The sequence below is a fragment of the Georgenia sp. G2120 genome (genome assembly GCF_055326485.1).
The window spans coordinates 31974-50107 of sequence record NZ_JBUZNL010000015.1 but is presented as its reverse complement, the minus strand read 5'-3'; the positions used below and the strand labels follow the sequence as shown (position 1 = coordinate 50107).

Genomic DNA, 18134 nt, shown 5'->3' with positions numbered 1-18134 from the left:
CCCGTACCTCCCCAAGGAGACCACTCGTGAGTCCCACGGTCATCGCCGTTCTCGGCATCGTCATCCTGCTCGGGATCCTCTTCCTCAGGCTCCCGGTCGCCTTCGCCATGCTCGCCGTCGGATTCTTCGGTTCCGTGACGCTCAGCGGCCAGGACGCGGCGCTCCAGCTCCTTGCCTCGGATCTGTACCGGCAGTTCTCGTCCTACACGATGGCCGTGGTCCCCCTCTTCATCCTCATGGGGCAGATCATCTTCCGGACCGGGATGAGCTCGAAGCTGTTCGATGCGGCGTACAAGTGGGTCGGCCACTTCAAGGGGGGAGTCGCTGCGACGACGGTGCTCGCGAGCATCGCGTTCTCCGCCGTGTCCGGGTCGAACTCTGCGGCGACCGCGACGATGGGCTCCGTCGCGCTGCCGGAGATGAAGAAGTACGACTACGACCCGCGGCTCGCCGGGGCGGCAGTTGCCGTCGGCGGCACGCTCGGCATCGTCATCCCACCGTCGACCGCGCTCATCATCATCGCGGTGCAGTCCGAGCAGTCCATCACCACCCTGTTCGGAGCCACGCTGCTGCCGGGGTTGCTGACGGGGCTCGCGCTGCTCATCACCGTCTTCGTGATCGCGGCGCTCAAGCCGGAGATGGGCCCGGCCGGCCCCAGGGCGACGTGGGGCGAGCGCTTCCGGTCCCTCGGCGGCGCCATCGAGGTGGGCATCCTGTTCACCGTCGCGATCGTCGGAATGTTCGCCGGCTTCTTCACTCCGACCGAGGCCGCAGCCGTCGGTGCTTTCGGTGCGATCGTCATCAGCCTGGTCACGCGCACGATGTCGCTCAAGCTGTTCTGGCAGTGCGTGATCGAGACGCTCCGCATCTCGGCGATGGTCATCCTGCTGGTCGCCAGCGCCATCGTGTTCGGTCGCTTCCTCGCCCTGAGCCGTGTGCCGTTCGAGCTCGCAGAGTGGGTCTCGGCCCTCCCCGTCGCCCCGACGGTGGTCGCCATCATCGTCATCGGCATCTACCTGCTCGGCGGTGCCCTCATGGACGCCCTCGGTTTCCTCGTCATCAGCATCCCGCTGCTGTTCCCAGTGATGACCGGCCTGGGATACGACATCGTGTGGGTGACGATCGTCCTCACGCTGGTGACCACGATCGGGGCGATCACACCACCGGTGGGCGTCAACGTGTTCATCACGGCTGGGCTCGACAAGACGCTGGACGTCGTCACCGTCTTCCGTGGGACGTTCCCCTTCCTCATCCCCTTCGGGCTGATGATCGCGCTCTTCTTCGTGTTCCCCGAGATCATCCTGTTCTCCGTCAGCTGAGACCTGAGGAGGTACGACGCCATGGCCGAGACTCTGCACCGGGAGCAGCACGGACGCGTGCTCGTCCTGACGATCGACCGACCCGCCAAGCGCAACGCGCTCGACCAGACCACTGCCTCGGCGATCGCCGACGCGGTGGGAGGTGCGCCGGACGACATCGGGTGCGTCGTCCTCGCGGCCAACGGTCCGCACTTCAGTGCTGGTCTCGATCTCAACGAGCTCCATGAGACCGACGCCGTCGGGGCACTGACCCACTCGAGGCGTTGGCACCGGTTGATGGACCAGGTGCAGTTCGGGGCGGTGCCTGTCGTCAGTGCGCTGCACGGCGCCGTCATCGGTGGGGGCTTCGAGGTCGCCGCAGCCACGCACGTCCGGGTGGCCGACACGTCGACCTACTTCGCTCTCCCCGAAGGGGCCCGGGGGATCTACGTCGGTGGCGGAGGAACAGCCCGTCTTCCGCGGCTCATGGGCACAGCCCTGATGACGGACATGATGCTCACCGGCCGCGTTCTCACTGCGGAGGAGGGGGAACGGGCCGGCATCGTCCAGTACCTCGTCGGCGAGGGGCAGGCGACCGAGAAGGCCATCAAGATCGCTGAGCGGATCGCCGGCAACGCGCGGATGACGAACTTCGCGCTCACCCAGATGTTGCCGCGGATGCACGACGCCGGCCAGGAGGCGGCGCTGGTGACCGAGTCGCTCATGGTGGCCGTCGCGCAGCAGGACACCGAGGCTCGGTCGAGGCTGGGCGACTTCCTGTCCGGTCGGTCCGAGCGGGTGCGCCCCGCGGGTGGCGGCGAGGAGGACGCGTGAGTGCCGGTTCCGTCGGCGTCGTCGGGACGGGGTTCATCGGCGCGAGCTGGACCACGCACTTCCTGGCCCGCGGGTACGACGTCCTGGCGTACGACGTCGCAGACGATGCCGAGGAGCGGCTGAGGGCCGGGGTCGGGAAGCGCTGGGACGCGGCCTGCCGGCTCGCGCCCGACCGAGATCGGGGCACGCTCTCCGTGGTCGGCGACCTCACCGAGGCCGTCGACGGCGTCATGCTCGTCCAGGAGAACCTGCCGGAGCATCTCGACCTCAAGCAGGAGGTGCTGAGTCACGCCGACGCAGCTGCGGCAGCCGAGGTGGTCATCGCCTCGAGCTCCTCCGCACTGCGGCCGACGGACCTGCAGGCGCACTGCGACCACCGCCCGGGGCGCGTCGTGGTCGGGCACCCGTTCGACCCGCCGCACATCGTGCCTCTCGTCGAGGTCGTGGGAGGAGAGGCGTCGAGCACCGCCGACGTGCGGCGTGCGCTCGATGCCTACACCGCGCTGGGCAAGCGGCCCATCCACGTGCGGGCCGAGCTGGTCGGCCACGTCGCCAACCGCCTCCAGGGTGCCCTGTGGCGCGAGGCCTACTCGCTGGTCGCCACCGGTGCCGTCTCGGTGGCCGACGTCGACACGGCGATCAGTGCCGGACCCGGCCTTCGCTGGGCCCAGTACGGCCCGTTCGTCAACCTGCATCTCTCCGGCGGCGAGGGGGGACTGGCCGACATCCACGACCGCATGGGTCCGACCATGGAGGCCATCTGGGCCGACCAGACCACGCCGACACTCGACGACGAGCTGCGCGCCCGTGTCGAGGAGGAAGCCGCCGCCGTCGTGGCGGACGGTGCGGAAGCAGTCCGCCGACGCCGCGAGGAGCTGCTCGTGCAGCTCCTGCGGATCCAGTCCGAGAGCTAGCAACGAGAGGGCAGCACCATGCGCGACGCAGGAGTGGGCTCGTGGCCCGCCCGCCAGGTTCGAGCCACCCCGGACAAGACCGCCATCCTCTTCGAGGGTGCCGAGCTCAGCTACCGCGAGCTCCACCGGCGCAGCGTGCGGCTCGCTCATGCGTTGCGTGCCAGGGGTGTCCGCCACGGAGACCGTGTCGCCTACCTCGGTCCGAACCACCCGGCGCTCGCCGAGACGTTCTTCGCGGTGACGATGCTCGGGGCCGTCATCGTCCCGCTCAACGTCCGCCTGGCCCCCTCCGAGCACTCCTACGTCCTGTCCGACTCGCGGGCCCAGGTAATCATCCACGACGGCGACCTGCGCGAGACCGTTGCCGCCCTCGACGACGACCTGCCGATCGAGCACCGGATCGCCGTCGGGGACCTGCCGGTCGATGGTGCAGAGCAGTTCGAGGAGGTCCTCGCGGGAGGTGCCGAGACCCCGATCGACGAACCCGTCACGCTCGAGGACGTCGCCATGATCCAGTACACATCGGGGACCACCGGACACCCCAAGGGCGTGATGATGACGCACGGCAACATCACGTGGAACTCGATCAACATGATGATCGACATCGACATCCGTACCGATGAGATCAGCCTGCTCGTCGCCCCGTTGTTCCACACCGCGGGGATGAACAACTGCTTCCTCACCACCGTCCTCAAGGGCGGTACCACCGTGATGATGCGCTCGTGGGAGGTCGATCTCGCCGTCGACCTCATCGAGCGCCACCGAGTGACGATGTTCCTCGGCGTGCCGACGATGTTCCAGGTTCTCGCGCAGTCTCACCGCTGGGCGGGCGCCGACTTCTCGTCGTTGCGCACGCTCCCGTGCGGATCGGCGCCCCTGCCGCGCGCGCTCATCGAGACCTACGCCGACAGGGGCCTGACCTTCCTCCAGGGGTACGGGATGACCGAGTCCTCGCCCAACGCGACCTTCCTGCGTGCGGACCGGGCGCTCGAGAAGGTCGGCTCCGCGGGGACGCCCTGCTTCTTCAGCGACCTCCGCATCGTCGATCCGCTCGGCAACGACGTACGTCAGGGCGAGAAGGGCGAGGTCATCCTCTCCGGTCCCAACGTCATGCGGGGGTACTGGGAGATGCCGGAAGCCTCCGCCGAGACGGTCGACGCCGACGGCTGGCTGCGATCCGGCGACGTGGCGATCCAGGACGAGGAAGGGTTCGTCTACATCGTCGACAGGCTGAAGAACATGATCATCTCGGGCGGCGAGAACATCTACCCGGCCGAGGTGGAGGATGCTCTGTTCCGCCATCCCGCCGTTGCCGACTGCGCCGTCGTCGGCGTTCCCGACGAACGCTGGGGGGAGGTCGGGCACGCGTACGTCGTGCTCGTCGACGGCGGGAGCGTCGACGGTGAGCAGCTCAAGGATTACCTGCGGGACAGGCTTGCCGCCTACAAGGTGCCGAGAACGTACGAGGTGCTCGATCGTCTGCCGCGGAACGCGTCCGGCAAGGTCGTCAAGAAGGACCTGCGCGAGCGCGCCGCGGGCACCGCCGGTTCCGGCCGCACCGGGTCCTGAGCGGGTGATCCGGCGGTGCGGAACGGGCCGAATTGACCCGGCTGGGTAATGGGCCGCTTCTCGTCGCCGACCTAGCATCGAACGCATCACAGGAGCCGTACCAGCGTAGCGACGGCGTTCCGACCATCGTCCGATCCACCGTCGCCGGGCCGATCGCCCGCACCGCCACCACTACTCCACCGGAGGACCACGTGCTCGAGATCCGCAAGCTCTTCTCACAGGTCGACGTGACCTACACCGCTGCCGGCGCGACCGACGACGGTGAGCCGCTGCGCAAGGTCGTCGTCGCCGCCGTCGTGGCCAACCCCTACGCCGGGAAGGGCTTCATCGAGGACCTCCAGCCGATCATCGACGCCTCCGCCGAGCTCGGCACGCTACTGGGGACCGAGGCGGCGAAACTCCTCGGCGCGCCGGTCGAGAGCTACGGCAAGGCGGGGATCGCCGGCATCAACGGCGAGCAGGAGCACGTGAACGCGGCACTGACCTCCGTCTACGGCAACGCGTTCCGCGACGCCATCGGCGGCGGGAAGGCGTGGATCACCTCGGTGACCAAGGTCGGGCTGGCCGGCGACACGATCGACGTGCCGACCGCCTTCAAGGACGACGTCTGGGTGCGCAGCCACTACGACGCGACCGAGGTCCGCGTCCCGGACGCGCCCCGTCCCGACGAGCTGCTCATCATCGGCGCCGTCACCAACCGTGGCCGGATCAACGCCCGCGTCGGCGGCATGTCGCTCGCCGAGGCGAAGGAGAAGGGGGCGACGGCGTGACCAGCCTGGCTGTCGTCGGCGCGGGAGCCGTCTTCTCCGGGGACATCGACTCTCCGGTCCTCGACGGGATCGACACGCTGATCGCCACCGACGGCACGATCACGGCCCTCGGGACCCGTGCGTCGCTCGCCGCAGAGGTCGAGTCCGCCGACCAGGTCCTCGACGCCGACGGGATGACGCTCGCCCCCGGCCTCATCGACTCGCACTGCCACGTCGTGCTCGGCGACTACACGCCACGGCAGAAGACGGTCGACTTCCTCGCCAGCTACGTCCACGGCGGCATCACGTCCGTGGTGTCGCCGGGCGAGATCCACGCGCCGGGCCGACCGCACGACGCGATCGGCGTCAAGGCGCTCGCCATCGCGGCGCGCTCGACCTTCCGGAACTTCAGCCCCGGCGGCATGACCGTGCACGCCGGCGCCGTCGTCCTCGAGCCCACGCTCACCGAGCAGGACTTCGCCGACCTGCAGGAGGCCGGGGTCAACCTCGCCAAGTTCGGGTTCGGCCTCTACGAGGACCCCGCCGACGGCGCCGACCAGGTGCGCTGGGCGCAGCAGCACGGCATCCGCGTCATGTGCCACTCCGGTGGTGCGTCGATCCCGGGGAGCCAGCCGATCACCCCGGACCACCTGCTCGCCCTGTCCCCGGACATCTGCGGCCACATCAACGGTGGGCCGACCGCGCTGGACCCCGCGGGGGTCGACCGGATCATGGACGAGACCGACATGGCTCTCCAGCTGGTCCAGGCCGGCAACTTCCGCTCCTCGGTGCGCATCCTCGAGCGGGCCGCCGCGAAGGGCATGCTGGCCCGGATCGTCATCGGTTCCGACACGCCCACCGGGACCGGCGTCATGCCGCTCGGTGTCATCAAGACGGTCGCCGAGCTGTCCTCGTGGACCGACGTCGATCCCGCCGTGCTGTGGGCCGCCGCCTCAGGCAACAACGCCCGCACGTGGGACCTGCCGGCCGGCTTCCTCCAGGTGGGCCGTACGGCCGACCTCGTCCTGATGGACGCCCCCTGGGGCTCGCTCGCCGGAGACGCGCACGGCGCCCTGGCCACCGGTGACATCCCCGGCATCGCCGCCGTCGTCACCGGGGGAGAGGTGCGCGCCCTGCGCTCCCGCAACACACCCGCATCCGCTCGTTCCGTCACGCCGACGCCGGCGCTCGCGCACCTGGCGTCCTCCGGCCACTGAGCACCGCCGGGCACCCGCCCGGATCACGAAGGAGACGACTACTCATGGCACTCAAGCTCACGCTCGACCTCGACCTCTGCCAGGGCTATGCCAACTGCCTGATCGAGGGACCGGGCTACTTCGACTTCGACGACGAGGCGGAGAAGGCGATCCTCCTCAAGGAGGACGTCCCGGACAGCGATCGTGCACTCGCGGAGAACGCGGTGCGTGGCTGCCCGGCGCGCGCCATCGCGCTCGAGGAAGACTGAGATGAGACGGGTCGTCGTCGTCGGTGGGTCGCTCGCCGCCGTGCACGCCGCCGAAGCCCTGCGCGAGCGCGACTTCGACGGAGAGATCACCATCATCTCGGCGGAGCAGCACCTGCCCTACGACCGCCCGCCGCTGTCGAAGGAAGCACTCTCGAGCGGCGTCGACGTCGAGAAGCTCTACCTGCGCTCGCCGCAGTGGTACGAGGACCACGCGATCGACGTGCGGCTCGGGGCCGCGGCGGCCGGCCTCGACGTCACGAACACCGTCGTCCACCTCGCCGACGGAACCGAGGTGCCCTACGAGGGCCTCGTGCTCGCGACCGGGTCGCGGGCCCGCCGGCTGCCCGTCGTCTCCGGGCTGCCGGACGCACACGTCGTGCGCGACATCGGTGATGCGGCGGAGCTGCGTGAGAAGCTGCGTCCGGGCAAGCGCCTCCTGCTCGTCGGTGCCGGTTTCATCGGCCTTGAGATCGCTGCGACCGCCCGCCAGATGGGCGTCGACGTGTCCGTCATCGAGGTCGGTCGAGCACCGCTGGCCCGCGCGCTGGGGGACGAGGTCGGTGCGTGGTTCCGCGACCTTCATACGCGCAACGGCATCGACATCGTGTGCACGTGCTCGGTCGAGCGGTTCGAGGCGACCAGGGGCGGCGTGCGTGCTGAGCTCAGCACGGGCGACGTGCTCGATGCGGACATCGTCGTGGGCGGGATCGGGGCTACACCGAACGTCGAGTGGCTCGAGGGCTCTGGTCTGAGTGTCGCCAACGGCGTGCTCACCGGTGCCGACCTGTCGACCGGTGTCCCCGGTGTGGTCGCAGCCGGTGACATCGCCCGCTGGTACAACCCGCTCTTCGACGAGGAGATGCGTGTCGAGCACTGGACCAACGCCGTGGAGCAGGGCCGGCACGCCGCGCACACGCTGCTCGGTACCAGCGAGGCGTACAGCAGCGTCCCCTACTTCTGGTCCGACCAGTTCACCGCCAAGATGCGCTTCGTCGGGACCGGTATCGCTGCCACCGACGTCGTCGTCGAGGACGCGACCGACACGCGCCTGACCGCCCTGTACGGGCGGGACGGCGTCATCCGTGGCGCCGTGGCGGTCAACGCACCCCGCCAGCTCGTCAAGTACCGCACGGCCATCCGCGACCAGGTGCCGTGGCAGGAGATCGCACCCGCCGCGATCTCGGCCGTGCGCTGATCGACCGAACCTGACCAAGCAGTCCGACACCACCCAAGGAGAAGTTATGACCGAGACGCCGACCCAGGACGACTCCCTGTCCGTCATCGAGCTGTTCCCGCAGGACGAGGACTGGTCCCTGCAGACCATGCGTCTGCTTGCACAGGTCGCGGTAGGCGGATCCGACCTGTTCGAGTGCGCCCGCACCGCCGCGCGCATCGGCGACTCGACCGACCCCGAGCTGTGGCAGCAGGAGTGGAGCAACACCGCCAAGGCCACCGCGGCGGCGGGGGAGAAGGCCATCGCCGAGGGGCACATCGCCACCGGCCGGCGCGCACTCTTCCGTTCGATGAGCTACTGGCGCCACAGCGAGTTCTTCCTCAACTCGTCCGACCCGCGGCGTACCGAGGCCTACACGGAGGGGACCAAGAACTTCCAGCGTGCCGCCGAGCTCACCGACGGACTCATCGAGCGCATCCACGTGCCCTTCGAGGGCATCACCATGGACGGCTACATCGTGCGTCCCGACAACTCGGGTGCCAAGCGTCCCACCGTGCTCTTCCTCGGTGGTGCCGATTCGTGGGCCGAGGAGCTGTACTTCCTCGGCGGGACGGAGTTCCCCGCCCGCGGGATGAACGTCGTCATGGTCGACACCCCGGGCCGCGGCTCGTCGCTGCGCTTCAAGGAGCTCTACAGCCGACCTGACTACGAGGTCCCGGTCGCGGCGATCCTCGACTTCCTCGAGCAGCGGGACGACGTCGACAAGGACCGCATCGGTCTGGCCGGGGTGAGCTTCGGCGGCTACTACGCGCCGCGCGCCGCCGCGTTCGAGCCGCGGGTCAAGGCCGTGGCGGCCTGGTGCGGCACGTGGAGCATCCTCACGGACTTCTACGAGTACTACCCCCCGCTCCACGAGCAGCTGCAGTGGCTCTCGGGTTCGAAGGACGATGCCGAGGCGCGCGAGAAGCTGGCGAAGTTCACGCTCGACGGCGTGGCCGAGAAGATCGACGTCCCGGTCTACGTCATGCACGGGACGAAGGACATCATCATGGACATCGAGGGCGCGAAGAAGTTCGTCGACGCACTGACCGTCGAGGACGTCACCTTCGACATCTACGACGGCGCGGGCTCGCTGCACTGCAACTACGACCACCTCGCGGTTGCGGCGTCCCGGCTGACGGACTGGATGGCCGACCGGATCTGATCGGCCGATGCGCGACCGGGGCGGCATCGGGCACGATCACCCGGTGCCGCCCGGCGGGCGGTACCACCAGGCGTCGACGGCGACGCGAGGACGAGGCAGCCGGTGACCGGCGAGGGGGTCTGACGAAGGGGTGGACGGACTGATGGTCACAGGTGAGAACAGGCAGCTCGAGAGCCGGTTCGAGTACGTACGTGCGATCCAGAGCGCCGTGAGCGTGGACGAGGTCCGTCGTGCGTATCACGAGGCGGTCAGTCTCATCATCCCCGCGGACGGGATCGGGATGTACCGGTTCGCCAGTCCCGGCGTGCCTGCGCTCTTCGCCTCCAACCTCAGCGACGAGTTCATGGCCGCGTACGAGGCCGAGGGTCGCAACGACGATCCCGTTCTCGACGCCGTCACCGACAACGTGCTGCCCGCGGACTCGACGAACGTCGTGCGCGAACAGAGATGGCTCGAGTCCGGCGCCCGTGCCGTGCTGCTGCGGGAGAACCTGGCGCACTCCCTCGAGGCACCGATCCTCATTGCCGGCGAGGTCGCCGGAACCGTGAACTTCGCCCGCGCGACCGACGCCGAACCGTTCACGCTGGTCGACCTCACGACCGCCAGGTTCGTCAGCGAGCACCTCAGCCTCGCGCTCGAACGGGCGCGGCGCTTCGAGCAGGCCGGCGACCGGGCCGCACTTCTCGGCGGAGCGCTCGATCACCTCTCCCAGATGGTCGTCGTCGCCGACGCCACGAGCGGTGAGCGCGTGTTCGCCTCGCGCAACCTGGAGGTCCGGTTCCCGGAGTCGGCGCACGGGCTCATCGACTCGGTCGTCGCCGACTTCGTCGCGGAAGGGCGGCGCGCACTCACGGCGAACGTGCGCGACGACGCCTCGGGGGAGCGCCTCATCATCAAGTGCTCGATCGCGCCGACCTACGACGCCATCATCGCCGTCGTCTTCGAGGCGCCCGACGAGGAGGACTGCGCGCTCCCCGCGTGGGAGGTGCTCTCCCCTCGTGAGCAGGAGATCGCCGAGTACGTCAGCAAGGGCATGACGACCAAGGAGATCGCCGACATCGCGTTCGTCAGCCAGAACACGGTCAAGCAGCACATCAAGCGGATCTTCGCCAAGACCGGTGTGCACAGCCGGGCCGAGCTCGTGCACCTGATCTGGGCATCGCGCGGTCACGACCGCGTGTGAGTCGGCCTTCCGGCCGGTCAGCCCAGCTGCATCACGAGGCCGGGGGCCGCGAGCTCGACCGGGCCGTCGTAGACGGCGCGCGCCTCGGCGAGGATCTCCTCGCCGTCCGCCGGGTCGGCCAGGTGCGTGATGACGAGCCGCCCGGCGTTGGCGGCCGCGGCGAGCTCGCCAACCGTCCGGCCCGTGAGGTGGCCGTGGTTGGACACGTCGATCCCGGCGCTGTGCCGGTACGTCGCCTCCGCCAGCAGGACGGGCACGTTCCGGCACTGCTCGACGAGCTCGTCCGTCAGCCCCGTGTCGGCGGTGTAGGCGAGGCCGAGGTCGTCGAACCGCATGGCCAGCGTCGGTACCGGGTGGAAGGCCGGGATCGTGGTCAGCGTCGTGCCGTCCACCGTCACGGTGGCGCCCGGCTCGATCTCGGTGAGGTCGAACCCGTCGCTCAGGGGCGCCGCGAGTGCCGGCAGCGAGGGGATCCCGTAGACGCCGTCGAGCCCGACGAGCTTCTTCCCGAAGCCCGTCGGCGCCCACATCGGCACAGCGGGCAGCCGCTCGGGGAAGCCGCGCCGGTAGGCGAGGGCCGTGAGGTCCGCGCAGTGGTCGGCGTGCTCGTGGGAGATGACGATCGAGCTCAGCTCGCCGAGGTGGCCGCGCGTGGCGAGCTCCGCGACGACGCCGGGCCCGCAGTCGACGAGCGTGGCCCCGCCCTCGTGGTGGAGGAGGTAGCCGACGGCGGCGCCGAGGCTGGACGGCGCGGTCGCTGAGGCGCCGAGGACGGTGAGGGTCGCGCTCATCGGGTCACCACCGGGACCGCGCGCGAGCCGCTGGGCCGCACGGCGACGGCCGAGTCGACCTCGCTGGCGTAGACGCTGTGTGCCGGGACGGTGGGGCCGTCGGTCAGGGCCACCGTGAGGCGGTACCGGTCGCCGGCGAACTCGGACGTCACGACGGTGCCGGTGGCGGCCCCGTTCGTGAGCGCGGCGGTTTCTGCGTCGGTGGGATACGCGGTCAGGTCGGTCCAGCGCAGTGCGACGTGCATGTCTGTGTCCTCCAGGCTGTTGGTGGTGTCGTCGTCGGGGGATGTTCCCGCCGGGAGGCGGAGGCCGCCGGCGAGACGCGCGTGGTGCTCGCCGTCCCGTGTGGCGGGGACGACCACGGCGTGGCCGAGGAACTCCGCCGCCCACGAGGTCGCCGGCCGGTCCCAGAGCTCGGCGGGCTCCCCGGACTGCACGAGGTTCCCCGCGCGCAGCAGCACGAGCTGGTCGCCGAGCGCGAACGCCTCGTCCTGGTCGTGGGTCACCAGCAGCGTGGTCACGCCGGAGGCCCGCACGAGCGCGGCGAGCTCGGAGCGGAGCAGGACCCGCAGCTGGGGGTCGAGGGCGGCGAGCGGCTCGTCGAGGAGGAGCAGCCGGGGCGAGGGCGCGAGCGCGCGGGCGATGGCCACGCGCTGGCGCTGACCGCCCGAGAGCTCGGTGACCGGCCGGTGGGCGAGGTCCGCGATCTGGCACAGCTCGAGCATCTCCGTCACTCGCTCGGCCCGCTTCTGGGCCGGAACGCCCTGGGCCTTCAGGCCGAACGTCACGTTGCCTGTGACGTCGAGGTGGTCGAAGAGGGCGTACTGCTGCGGCACCCACCCCACCCGGCGCTTGGCCAGCGGCACGGTGGTGGTGTCGACGTCGTCGACGTGGATCGTGCCCGCGGTGGGACGCAGGAGCCCGCCGACGAGCTTGAGGAGCGTCGTCTTCCCGCAGCCCGAGGGGCCGACGAGCGCGGTGATCGATCCGGGCGCGGCGTCGAGGTCGAGGTTCGTCAGGGCGTTGCCCTCGGCTCCGTGGTAGCGGAAGCCGAGGCCGCGGCAGGTGAGGGCGGCGGCGTCCTGGGCGGTGGGTGTCGACGTCGTGCCGGGTGTCGTGGGTGTCGTCGTCACGCTCATGCCTGGCCCATCTTCGCGCCGCCGAGCCGCTCGAGCGCGAGGGCCGCGGGGACCACGAGCACGAGGAAGAGGACCGTCGCGGCGGCGGCGGCCTCGAGGCGGCCGGTGAGGTAGCCGTCGTACAGCACGACCGGGACCGGCTGCTGCAGCGGCGTGAACAGGAAGAACGACACGTTGAACTCTCCGAAGGACAGGGTGAGGACGAGCAGGGTGGCCGCCAGCAGCGCGCCCCGGGACGCGGGCAGGGTCACCGTGAGGAAGCGGCGGACGGGGCCGGCGCCGAGCGACTCGGCGACCGACTCCTGCAGGCGCAGGGCGGGGCTGGCCATCGCGGGGGTGAGCGCGCTGAGGAGGAACGGCAGTGTGTAGAGCACGTGCCCGCCGATCATCAGCACTCCCGAGGGGCGCAGCAGCGGGTAGGCGAGGATGAGGCCGAGGCCGAGCGCGATGCCCGGCACGGCGATCGGCACGTTGGTCACGGCCCGGAGCAGCGACCGGCCCGGGAACCGGTAGCGGGCGATGGCCCAGGCCGCCGGCAGGCCGATGGCCATGTCGATGACGAGCACGAGCAGCGCCACGCTCACGCTCACGCCGATGTTGCCGGCCATGTCGTCCCACGCCTCGACGATCCACTCGAGGGTGAGGCCCCCGAGCGGACCCTCGCGCCAGCTGCGGCTCAGCGCGACGAGCAGGACGAGGGGGATCGGCAGCGTGGTGACCAGGGCGGCGACGATCGCGAGGACCTGGCCGACCCGGGTGACGCCGTCGTGCCGGAGCGGGGTGGCGGACCGCGCGCGCCGGCTCGTCGTCGTCGGCCCGGGGGTGTCCGGGGTTCCCTGAGCGTCCGGTGCCGCGGAGAGCCCGGGTGCGCCGTTCGTCGTCGTGACCCCGGCAGGGGTGGTCGCCTCGCTCATGGCGCGCTCCTCCTCACCTTGACGTCCCCGAGGTTCCCGACGCCGACGAGGATCACCGTGGTCAGGAGCGCGAGGAGCACGGACAGGGTGGCCGCGAGCTCGGGCTGGAAGCCGTCCGTGAACGCCGAGGCGATCTCGACGGGCAGCACGTTGAGGTCGCGGCTCAGGGTGGCGGCCGTGCCGAACGCGCCGAACCCGGTCGCGAGGGCCAGCGCGGCCGAGCTCGCCATCGCCGGCCGGAGCGCGGGCAGGATGACGCGGAGGTAGATGGTCGCGGTGGACGCCCCGAGCGAGCGGGCGGCCTCGATCGTCTCCGGACGGACGGCCCCGGCCGCGCCGCGCACCACGAGCACCACGCGCGGGATCTGGAAGTAGAGGTAGGCGATGAGCAGTCCCACCCACGTGTAGGCGATCTGGAGCGCCCGCTCCCCGGTCGCCGCCTCGAAGAGCTTGGGGATCACGCCGGTGTTGCCCACGAGCAGGATGACGAAGAAGCCGATGACGATCCCGGGCAAGCTGAGGGGGATGGTCATCGCCGTCGCGAGGAGCCGGCCCGCGCGGGAGCGGTCGCGCTCGAGGTACAGGGCCGCCGGCACGCAGATGACCAGGGCCAGCACGGTGGAGGCCACGGCGATCCCGGCGGTGAACAGGAGCGACTCGAGGTAGCGGCTGCTCGTCAGCACCTCGCCGTACCGGTCGAGGCTCCAGCCGCCCGCCTCCGCCCCCGTGCTGCGCACGACGAGCAGGATCATCGGCCAGACGAGGAGGACGAGCAGGACGAGGACGATCGGTGCGACGAGGGCCGCCGCCGGGCTGCGGCGGCTCCCGTCGATGGACCGAGAGATCACTGAACCTCGGACTCGAACTGCGCGAGGACGTCCTCCTGGACGGTCTGCATCTCCTCGAAGTCCGGGATCGTCACGAGCTCGTCGTAGTTCTCGGGGAAGACCTCGGCGATCTCCTCGGGGATCTCGACGTCGCGCACCGGGCGCAGGTAGCTCTCAGCGAACAGTGCCTGGGCCTCGTCGCTGAGGGAGTAGTCGAGCAGGGCCTGGCCGGCGGACTCGTGCGGGGCCTCGGCCACGAGGCTCATGACGTAGGGGATCGCGAGCGAGCCCTCCTCGGGGTAGACGACCTCGATCGGGTCGCCGGCCGCCGCGAGCTGGTGGCCGTTGAAGTCGGCGTCGATGAGGATGGGGATCTCGCCCTGCTGCACGGAGGCCGTGGCCGTCTGGGCCGGGTTGACGACTCCGTTGTCCGCCATCGCGGACGCCCACTCGAGGCCCGGGGTCGGGTCGTCGAGCGTGCCGCCGAGGGCGAGGTTGGCCGCCGTGAGGACCGAGTAGCCGACGGCCGCCTGGGTCGGGTCGAGGTAGCCGACCATGCCCTCGTACTGCGGGTCGGTCAGGTCCTCCCAGCTCTGCGGCACGGGCACGTCGCCGAGCTCGTCGGTGTTGACGATGAACGCCACGGCGCCCTGGTGGACGGTGAACCACTCGCCGTCCTCGTCGCGGAGGTTCTCGGGGATCTCGTCGAACCCCTCGGGCTCGTAGCTCGTCACGAGGCCGGCGTCGGAGGCCTGGTAGCCGAAGACGATGCCGTAGTAGGCGACGTCGGCGGCCGGCGCGGCGGCCTCGGCCTCGAGCGCGGCAAGCGTCTGGCCCGAGTTCTTCGGGTCGTTCGGCGCCTCGATGCCGGTCTCCTCGGTGAACGCCTCGAGCACGCCGCCCCAGTTCGCCCACTCGGCGGGGGTGTTGTAGCTGATGACGATGTCGTCCGAGGACCCGCCGTCGCCGCCCGACCCGTCGTCGGACCCGCCACCTCCGCACGCGGCGGTGAGGAGGAGGGCGCCCGCAACGGCGCTGACACGCAGGGTGGTTCGCAAGATGAAGCTCCTTGACGAGGTGGTGGGGAGAACACAGGGGAGGGGAAAGGCGGTCGGAGGGACCGGCGGCTCGGGACCGGCGCCTGGGGGACCGGCGTGACGCCGACCGACATCGTGCGGAACGCGAGTGACCGGCCGATGGCCGTCGACCGCCCCGCGGGTGAACGGCCGACGACGCGGCCGTTCACCCGTTGGTGCTAGTCAGGGCGGTGTCGGGGATGGGTGGTTCGTGCGGATGAGCTCGGCGGGCCGGCCAGCCCGCGATCGCTCAGCGGCCGAGCTGGGCGTGCAGGTCGTCGAGCCGGTCGGTCATGAACATGTCGAGGTCGTACTCGATCGCGGTGGTGTTGTCGCCCTCGCTCGCGGTCGGCCACGCCCAGCCGACCGTCTCCAGCCCGAGGGACTCGGCGAGGTCGGCCTTCGCGCGGGTCCAGGCGCCGATGTTGACGTTCGCGGCGTCGTAGCCGAGCTCGGCGGTCTCGCGCAGCCAGGCGTCGCCCACGTTGATCGGCCCGCTGTAGCCACGCACCCGCATGAGCGAGATGTCGGTGCCGGTGTCCCGGACGGCGGCGAGGAGGTCGTCGTCGAGGGACGAGACCCACATGTCGTCGATCGCGCCGGCCGCCTCGATCGTCTCGACGAGGTCGTCGGCCGACTCCGTGGTGGTCCGCGACGTCGACTTGTACTCGACGACGAACGACAGGTAGCCCTCGCTCCCGTACGTGGCCAGGACGTCGTCGAGCTCGGGTAGCGCGCACCGCTCGGTCACGACCTCGTAGGCGTCCCGGTCGATGGTGGCCGAGCCGCCGGGGCCGCTGCACCTGTTGTCGTGGTTGAGGAAGAACGTGTCGCCGTCCGGGTTGTAGATGACGTCGATCTCGACGAGGTCGGCGCCCTTGTCCACGGCGCTCCGGATGCCCGCGACGCTGTTGTCCGGGTGGTGCTCCTTGTCGCCGCGGTGGGCGATCGACTCGAGCGAGTCGGTCTGGGCCGCGAAGGCGGGAGCCGTGACGGCTGCCGCGAGGGCGGCGGTGGCGACGGCGGTCGAGATCCGACGAGTGGTCGTGCGCATGGTGGTCCCCCTGGGATGGATGTGTGATCAGCCGTGATCTGGCGTGATCGCACGCACCATGTCTGACCAGGTCGAACACCGGCTCAATCGCCGGTGACGAGGCGATGAACGGCCCACGACGACGAACGGCGGCCGTGTTGGTAGCACCGTCGTGACCGAGTCACGGTTCGGTGGCGACCGTGTCTCGATGAGATGTACGTCTCATTTCACTCGAGTCACTCTAATGCACTCTTTTTATCTCTAGTCTCACGAGTAACACGGCCATCGTGCCGGGGACAGCCACCACAACTCGCGTGCAGCGACGCAGGTGGGACGGGGCTGGGGGGCCTGAGCGCGAACGAGGAGAGAACTGTGCGTCTGACGAGATGGCTGCCCGCAGGTGCGGGCATGGGCCTGGCGATCGCGTGCGTGGCCAGCTCGGCCGCGTACGGCACGGACGGCAACGTGGGAACGACGCCCCAGGGGGAGCAGTTCGCGCGGATCGCCATGCACGGGCCGATCGCGGCGTCGAGCGCCTTCACCTTCGGATCGACGACGACGAGTGCCTTCACCTTCGGCCCCGAGTCCACGCGGCCGCTCACGCCGACCCGCGCGATGGCCGCCTGGCCCTCGAACGAGCCGGCCGCTCCGCTGTCCGGTGCCGACGAGACGCGCACGACGACGATGGAGCCGGGTGCCCAGGGCGACGCCCTGTTCGTCGGCGACTGGGACGGCGACGGCTCCGTCTCCGTGACCGTCCGCCGCGGCAACGCCATGTACGTGCGTAACGCCCGCGACCACGGTGCCGCCGACCACGTCTTCCACTACGGGCAGGCGGGCGACCCGATCGTCGTCGGGATCCGCGCCGACGGACGCAGCACGTTTGCGATCGACCGGGGCCCGCTCGCAGAGCCGGAGCCGGAGCCGGTCGTCGAGCCCGAGCCCGTGCAGGTGGCGGAGCCCGAGCCGGTCGTGGAGCCTGAGCCGACTCCCGAGCCTGCGCCGGAGCCCGAGCCGGTGGTTGAGCCTGCACCTGAGCCCGAGCCGGTGGTCGAGCCTGAGCCGACTCCAGAGCCGACGCCGGAGCCCGAGCCGACGCCGGAGCCCGAGCCGACCCCCGAGCCTGAGCCTGAGCCGACCCCGGAGCCGGAACCCGCTCCGGAGCCCGAGCCTGAGCCGACTCCCGCGGCAGAGCCTGCGGCGGAGCCGGTTCCCGCGCCGGAGCCTGCACCCGAGCCCGAGCCCGAGCCCGAGCCCGAGCCCGAGCCCGAGCCCGAGCCCGAGCCGGAGCCCGCCCCGCGCCCTGCACCAGCTCCCGCCCCTGAGCCGGAGCCCGCTCCCGCCCCGCGGCCTGCGCCGGCACCTGAGCCTGCTCCCGCGCCGGCCCCGGCGCCCGTGCCGGCTCCTGCACCTGCTCCTCCGGCCCCCGCTCCTGCGCCCGAGCCCACCCCGCCCCCGGCGGCCGCTCCAGCGTGGCGCGGCGACGCCGTCGTCTCGGTGGCACGCCAGTACACCGGGTCGCCGTACGTCTGGGGCGGGACCACGCCGGGTGGCTGGGACTGCATCGGCTTCGCCGGGTACGTCTACGGGCAGTTCGGCGTCACCCTGCCGCGCACCACGGCGTGGGGCGCGTTCGCCCACTTCGAGCAGGTGCCGGCGAGCCAGGCGCGTCCGGGCGACCTCATCTGGTGGCCCGGCCACGTGGCGATCTACACGGGCAACGGCCAGAACATCGGCGCCTGGAACCCCGGCATGGGCACCCGCGAGGGCCCGAACCGCTGGGTCGCGGGCACCCCGGTCTTCCTCCGGGTGCTCTAGCGCGAGTGCCTGCGGCTGGACACGGCTCCGGCCGCAGGGCCCGCCCAGCAGGATGCGTCCGGTCGGCCCCGAGCACTCCACGGTGTCGTCCTCCGGCATGCGGCGACCCGCGGGAGGCGAGGCGTCGGCCTGGACGCGTGCTCCGT

Annotated in this window: 17 protein-coding genes; 11 read left to right on the top strand and 6 right to left on the bottom strand. The window is 70.7% G+C overall.

Features of this window, described 5'->3' with window-relative positions; genetic code table 11:
* Positions 1 to 26 precede the first annotated feature (26 nt).
* From ACZLMO_RS14405 to ACZLMO_RS14360, 10 genes are all read left to right on the top strand, one after another.
* Positions 27 to 1319 carry a TRAP transporter large permease gene (locus tag ACZLMO_RS14405; RefSeq protein WP_425713135.1) on the top strand — a complete coding sequence of 431 codons (1293 nt, stop codon included), beginning with the start codon at positions 27 to 29 and terminating at the stop codon, positions 1317 to 1319.
* Positions 1320 to 1340: 21 nt separating this feature from the next.
* Positions 1341 to 2132 (top strand): crotonase/enoyl-CoA hydratase family protein, encoded by a 792-nt coding sequence (locus ACZLMO_RS14400; protein ID WP_425713136.1) that lies wholly within the window; start codon positions 1341 to 1343, stop codon positions 2130 to 2132.
* The gene (locus ACZLMO_RS14395; RefSeq protein ID WP_425713137.1) at positions 2129 to 3046 is read left to right on the top strand and encodes a 3-hydroxyacyl-CoA dehydrogenase NAD-binding domain-containing protein; all 918 of its coding nucleotides are present in this window, start codon (positions 2129 to 2131) and stop codon (positions 3044 to 3046) included. Before ACZLMO_RS14400 ends, ACZLMO_RS14395 begins: the two co-directional genes overlap by 4 nt.
* An 18-nt stretch (positions 3047 to 3064) precedes the next feature.
* Complete coding sequence (menE, locus tag ACZLMO_RS14390; RefSeq protein WP_425713138.1) at positions 3065 to 4615, top strand: o-succinylbenzoate--CoA ligase; 1551 nt, start codon at positions 3065 to 3067, stop codon at positions 4613 to 4615.
* 191 nt (positions 4616 to 4806) lie between these two features.
* Positions 4807 to 5385: an amino acid synthesis family protein gene (locus ACZLMO_RS14385; protein WP_425713139.1), complete on the top strand. Its 579-nt coding sequence runs from the start codon at positions 4807 to 4809 to the stop codon at positions 5383 to 5385.
* A complete protein-coding gene (locus ACZLMO_RS14380) occupies positions 5382 to 6581 on the top strand; it encodes an amidohydrolase family protein (protein ID WP_425713140.1) in 1200 nt (399 codons plus the stop codon). The genes ACZLMO_RS14385 and ACZLMO_RS14380 overlap by 4 nt, the downstream gene beginning before the upstream one ends.
* A gap of 44 nt (positions 6582 to 6625) precedes the next feature.
* Positions 6626 to 6829: a ferredoxin gene (locus ACZLMO_RS14375; RefSeq protein ID WP_425713141.1), complete on the top strand. Its 204-nt coding sequence runs from the start codon at positions 6626 to 6628 to the stop codon at positions 6827 to 6829.
* A 1-nt stretch (position 6830) separates the two neighbouring features.
* Positions 6831 to 8024 carry an NAD(P)/FAD-dependent oxidoreductase gene (locus tag ACZLMO_RS14370; protein WP_425713142.1) on the top strand — a complete coding sequence of 398 codons (1194 nt, stop codon included), beginning with the start codon at positions 6831 to 6833 and terminating at the stop codon, positions 8022 to 8024.
* Positions 8025 to 8070: 46 nt separating this feature from the next.
* Positions 8071 to 9207 (top strand): alpha/beta hydrolase family protein, encoded by a 1137-nt coding sequence (locus ACZLMO_RS14365; RefSeq protein WP_425713143.1) that lies wholly within the window; start codon positions 8071 to 8073, stop codon positions 9205 to 9207.
* A gap of 142 nt (positions 9208 to 9349) precedes the next feature.
* On the top strand, positions 9350 to 10390 hold the full coding sequence (locus ACZLMO_RS14360; RefSeq protein WP_425713144.1) for a helix-turn-helix transcriptional regulator: 1041 nt from the start codon (positions 9350 to 9352) through the stop codon (positions 10388 to 10390).
* 17 nt (positions 10391 to 10407) lie between these two features.
* On the opposite strand, the gene ACZLMO_RS14355 is transcribed toward ACZLMO_RS14360, so the two are convergent.
* The 6 genes from ACZLMO_RS14355 to ACZLMO_RS14330 all read right to left on the bottom strand — a co-directional run bounded on the left by ACZLMO_RS14355 (position 10408) and on the right by ACZLMO_RS14330 (position 16191).
* A complete protein-coding gene (locus ACZLMO_RS14355) occupies positions 10408 to 11181 on the bottom strand; it encodes an MBL fold metallo-hydrolase (protein ID WP_425713145.1) in 774 nt (257 codons plus the stop codon).
* Entirely contained in the window at positions 11178 to 12320 is a 1143-nt protein-coding gene (locus ACZLMO_RS14350; protein ID WP_425713146.1) for an ABC transporter ATP-binding protein, read from the bottom strand. The genes ACZLMO_RS14355 and ACZLMO_RS14350 overlap by 4 nt, the downstream gene beginning before the upstream one ends.
* Positions 12317 to 13234, bottom strand: a complete 918-nt coding sequence (locus tag ACZLMO_RS14345; protein ID WP_425713147.1) for an ABC transporter permease — start codon at positions 13232 to 13234, stop codon at positions 12317 to 12319. Before ACZLMO_RS14345 ends, ACZLMO_RS14350 begins: the two co-directional genes overlap by 4 nt.
* Complete coding sequence (locus ACZLMO_RS14340; protein WP_425713148.1) at positions 13231 to 14082, bottom strand: ABC transporter permease; 852 nt, start codon at positions 14080 to 14082, stop codon at positions 13231 to 13233. The genes ACZLMO_RS14345 and ACZLMO_RS14340 overlap by 4 nt, the downstream gene beginning before the upstream one ends.
* On the bottom strand, positions 14079 to 15119 hold the full coding sequence (locus ACZLMO_RS14335) for an extracellular solute-binding protein (protein ID WP_425713149.1): 1041 nt from the start codon (positions 15117 to 15119) through the stop codon (positions 14079 to 14081). The genes ACZLMO_RS14340 and ACZLMO_RS14335 overlap by 4 nt, the downstream gene beginning before the upstream one ends.
* Positions 15120 to 15387: 268 nt before the next feature.
* Positions 15388 to 16191: a glycerophosphodiester phosphodiesterase gene (locus tag ACZLMO_RS14330; protein ID WP_425713150.1), complete on the bottom strand. Its 804-nt coding sequence runs from the start codon at positions 16189 to 16191 to the stop codon at positions 15388 to 15390.
* A 351-nt stretch (positions 16192 to 16542) separates the two neighbouring features.
* On the opposite strand from ACZLMO_RS14330, the gene ACZLMO_RS14325 reads away from it, so the two are divergent.
* Complete coding sequence (locus tag ACZLMO_RS14325; protein WP_425713151.1) at positions 16543 to 17988, top strand: C40 family peptidase; 1446 nt, start codon at positions 16543 to 16545, stop codon at positions 17986 to 17988.
* Positions 17989 to 18134 lie beyond the last annotated feature (146 nt).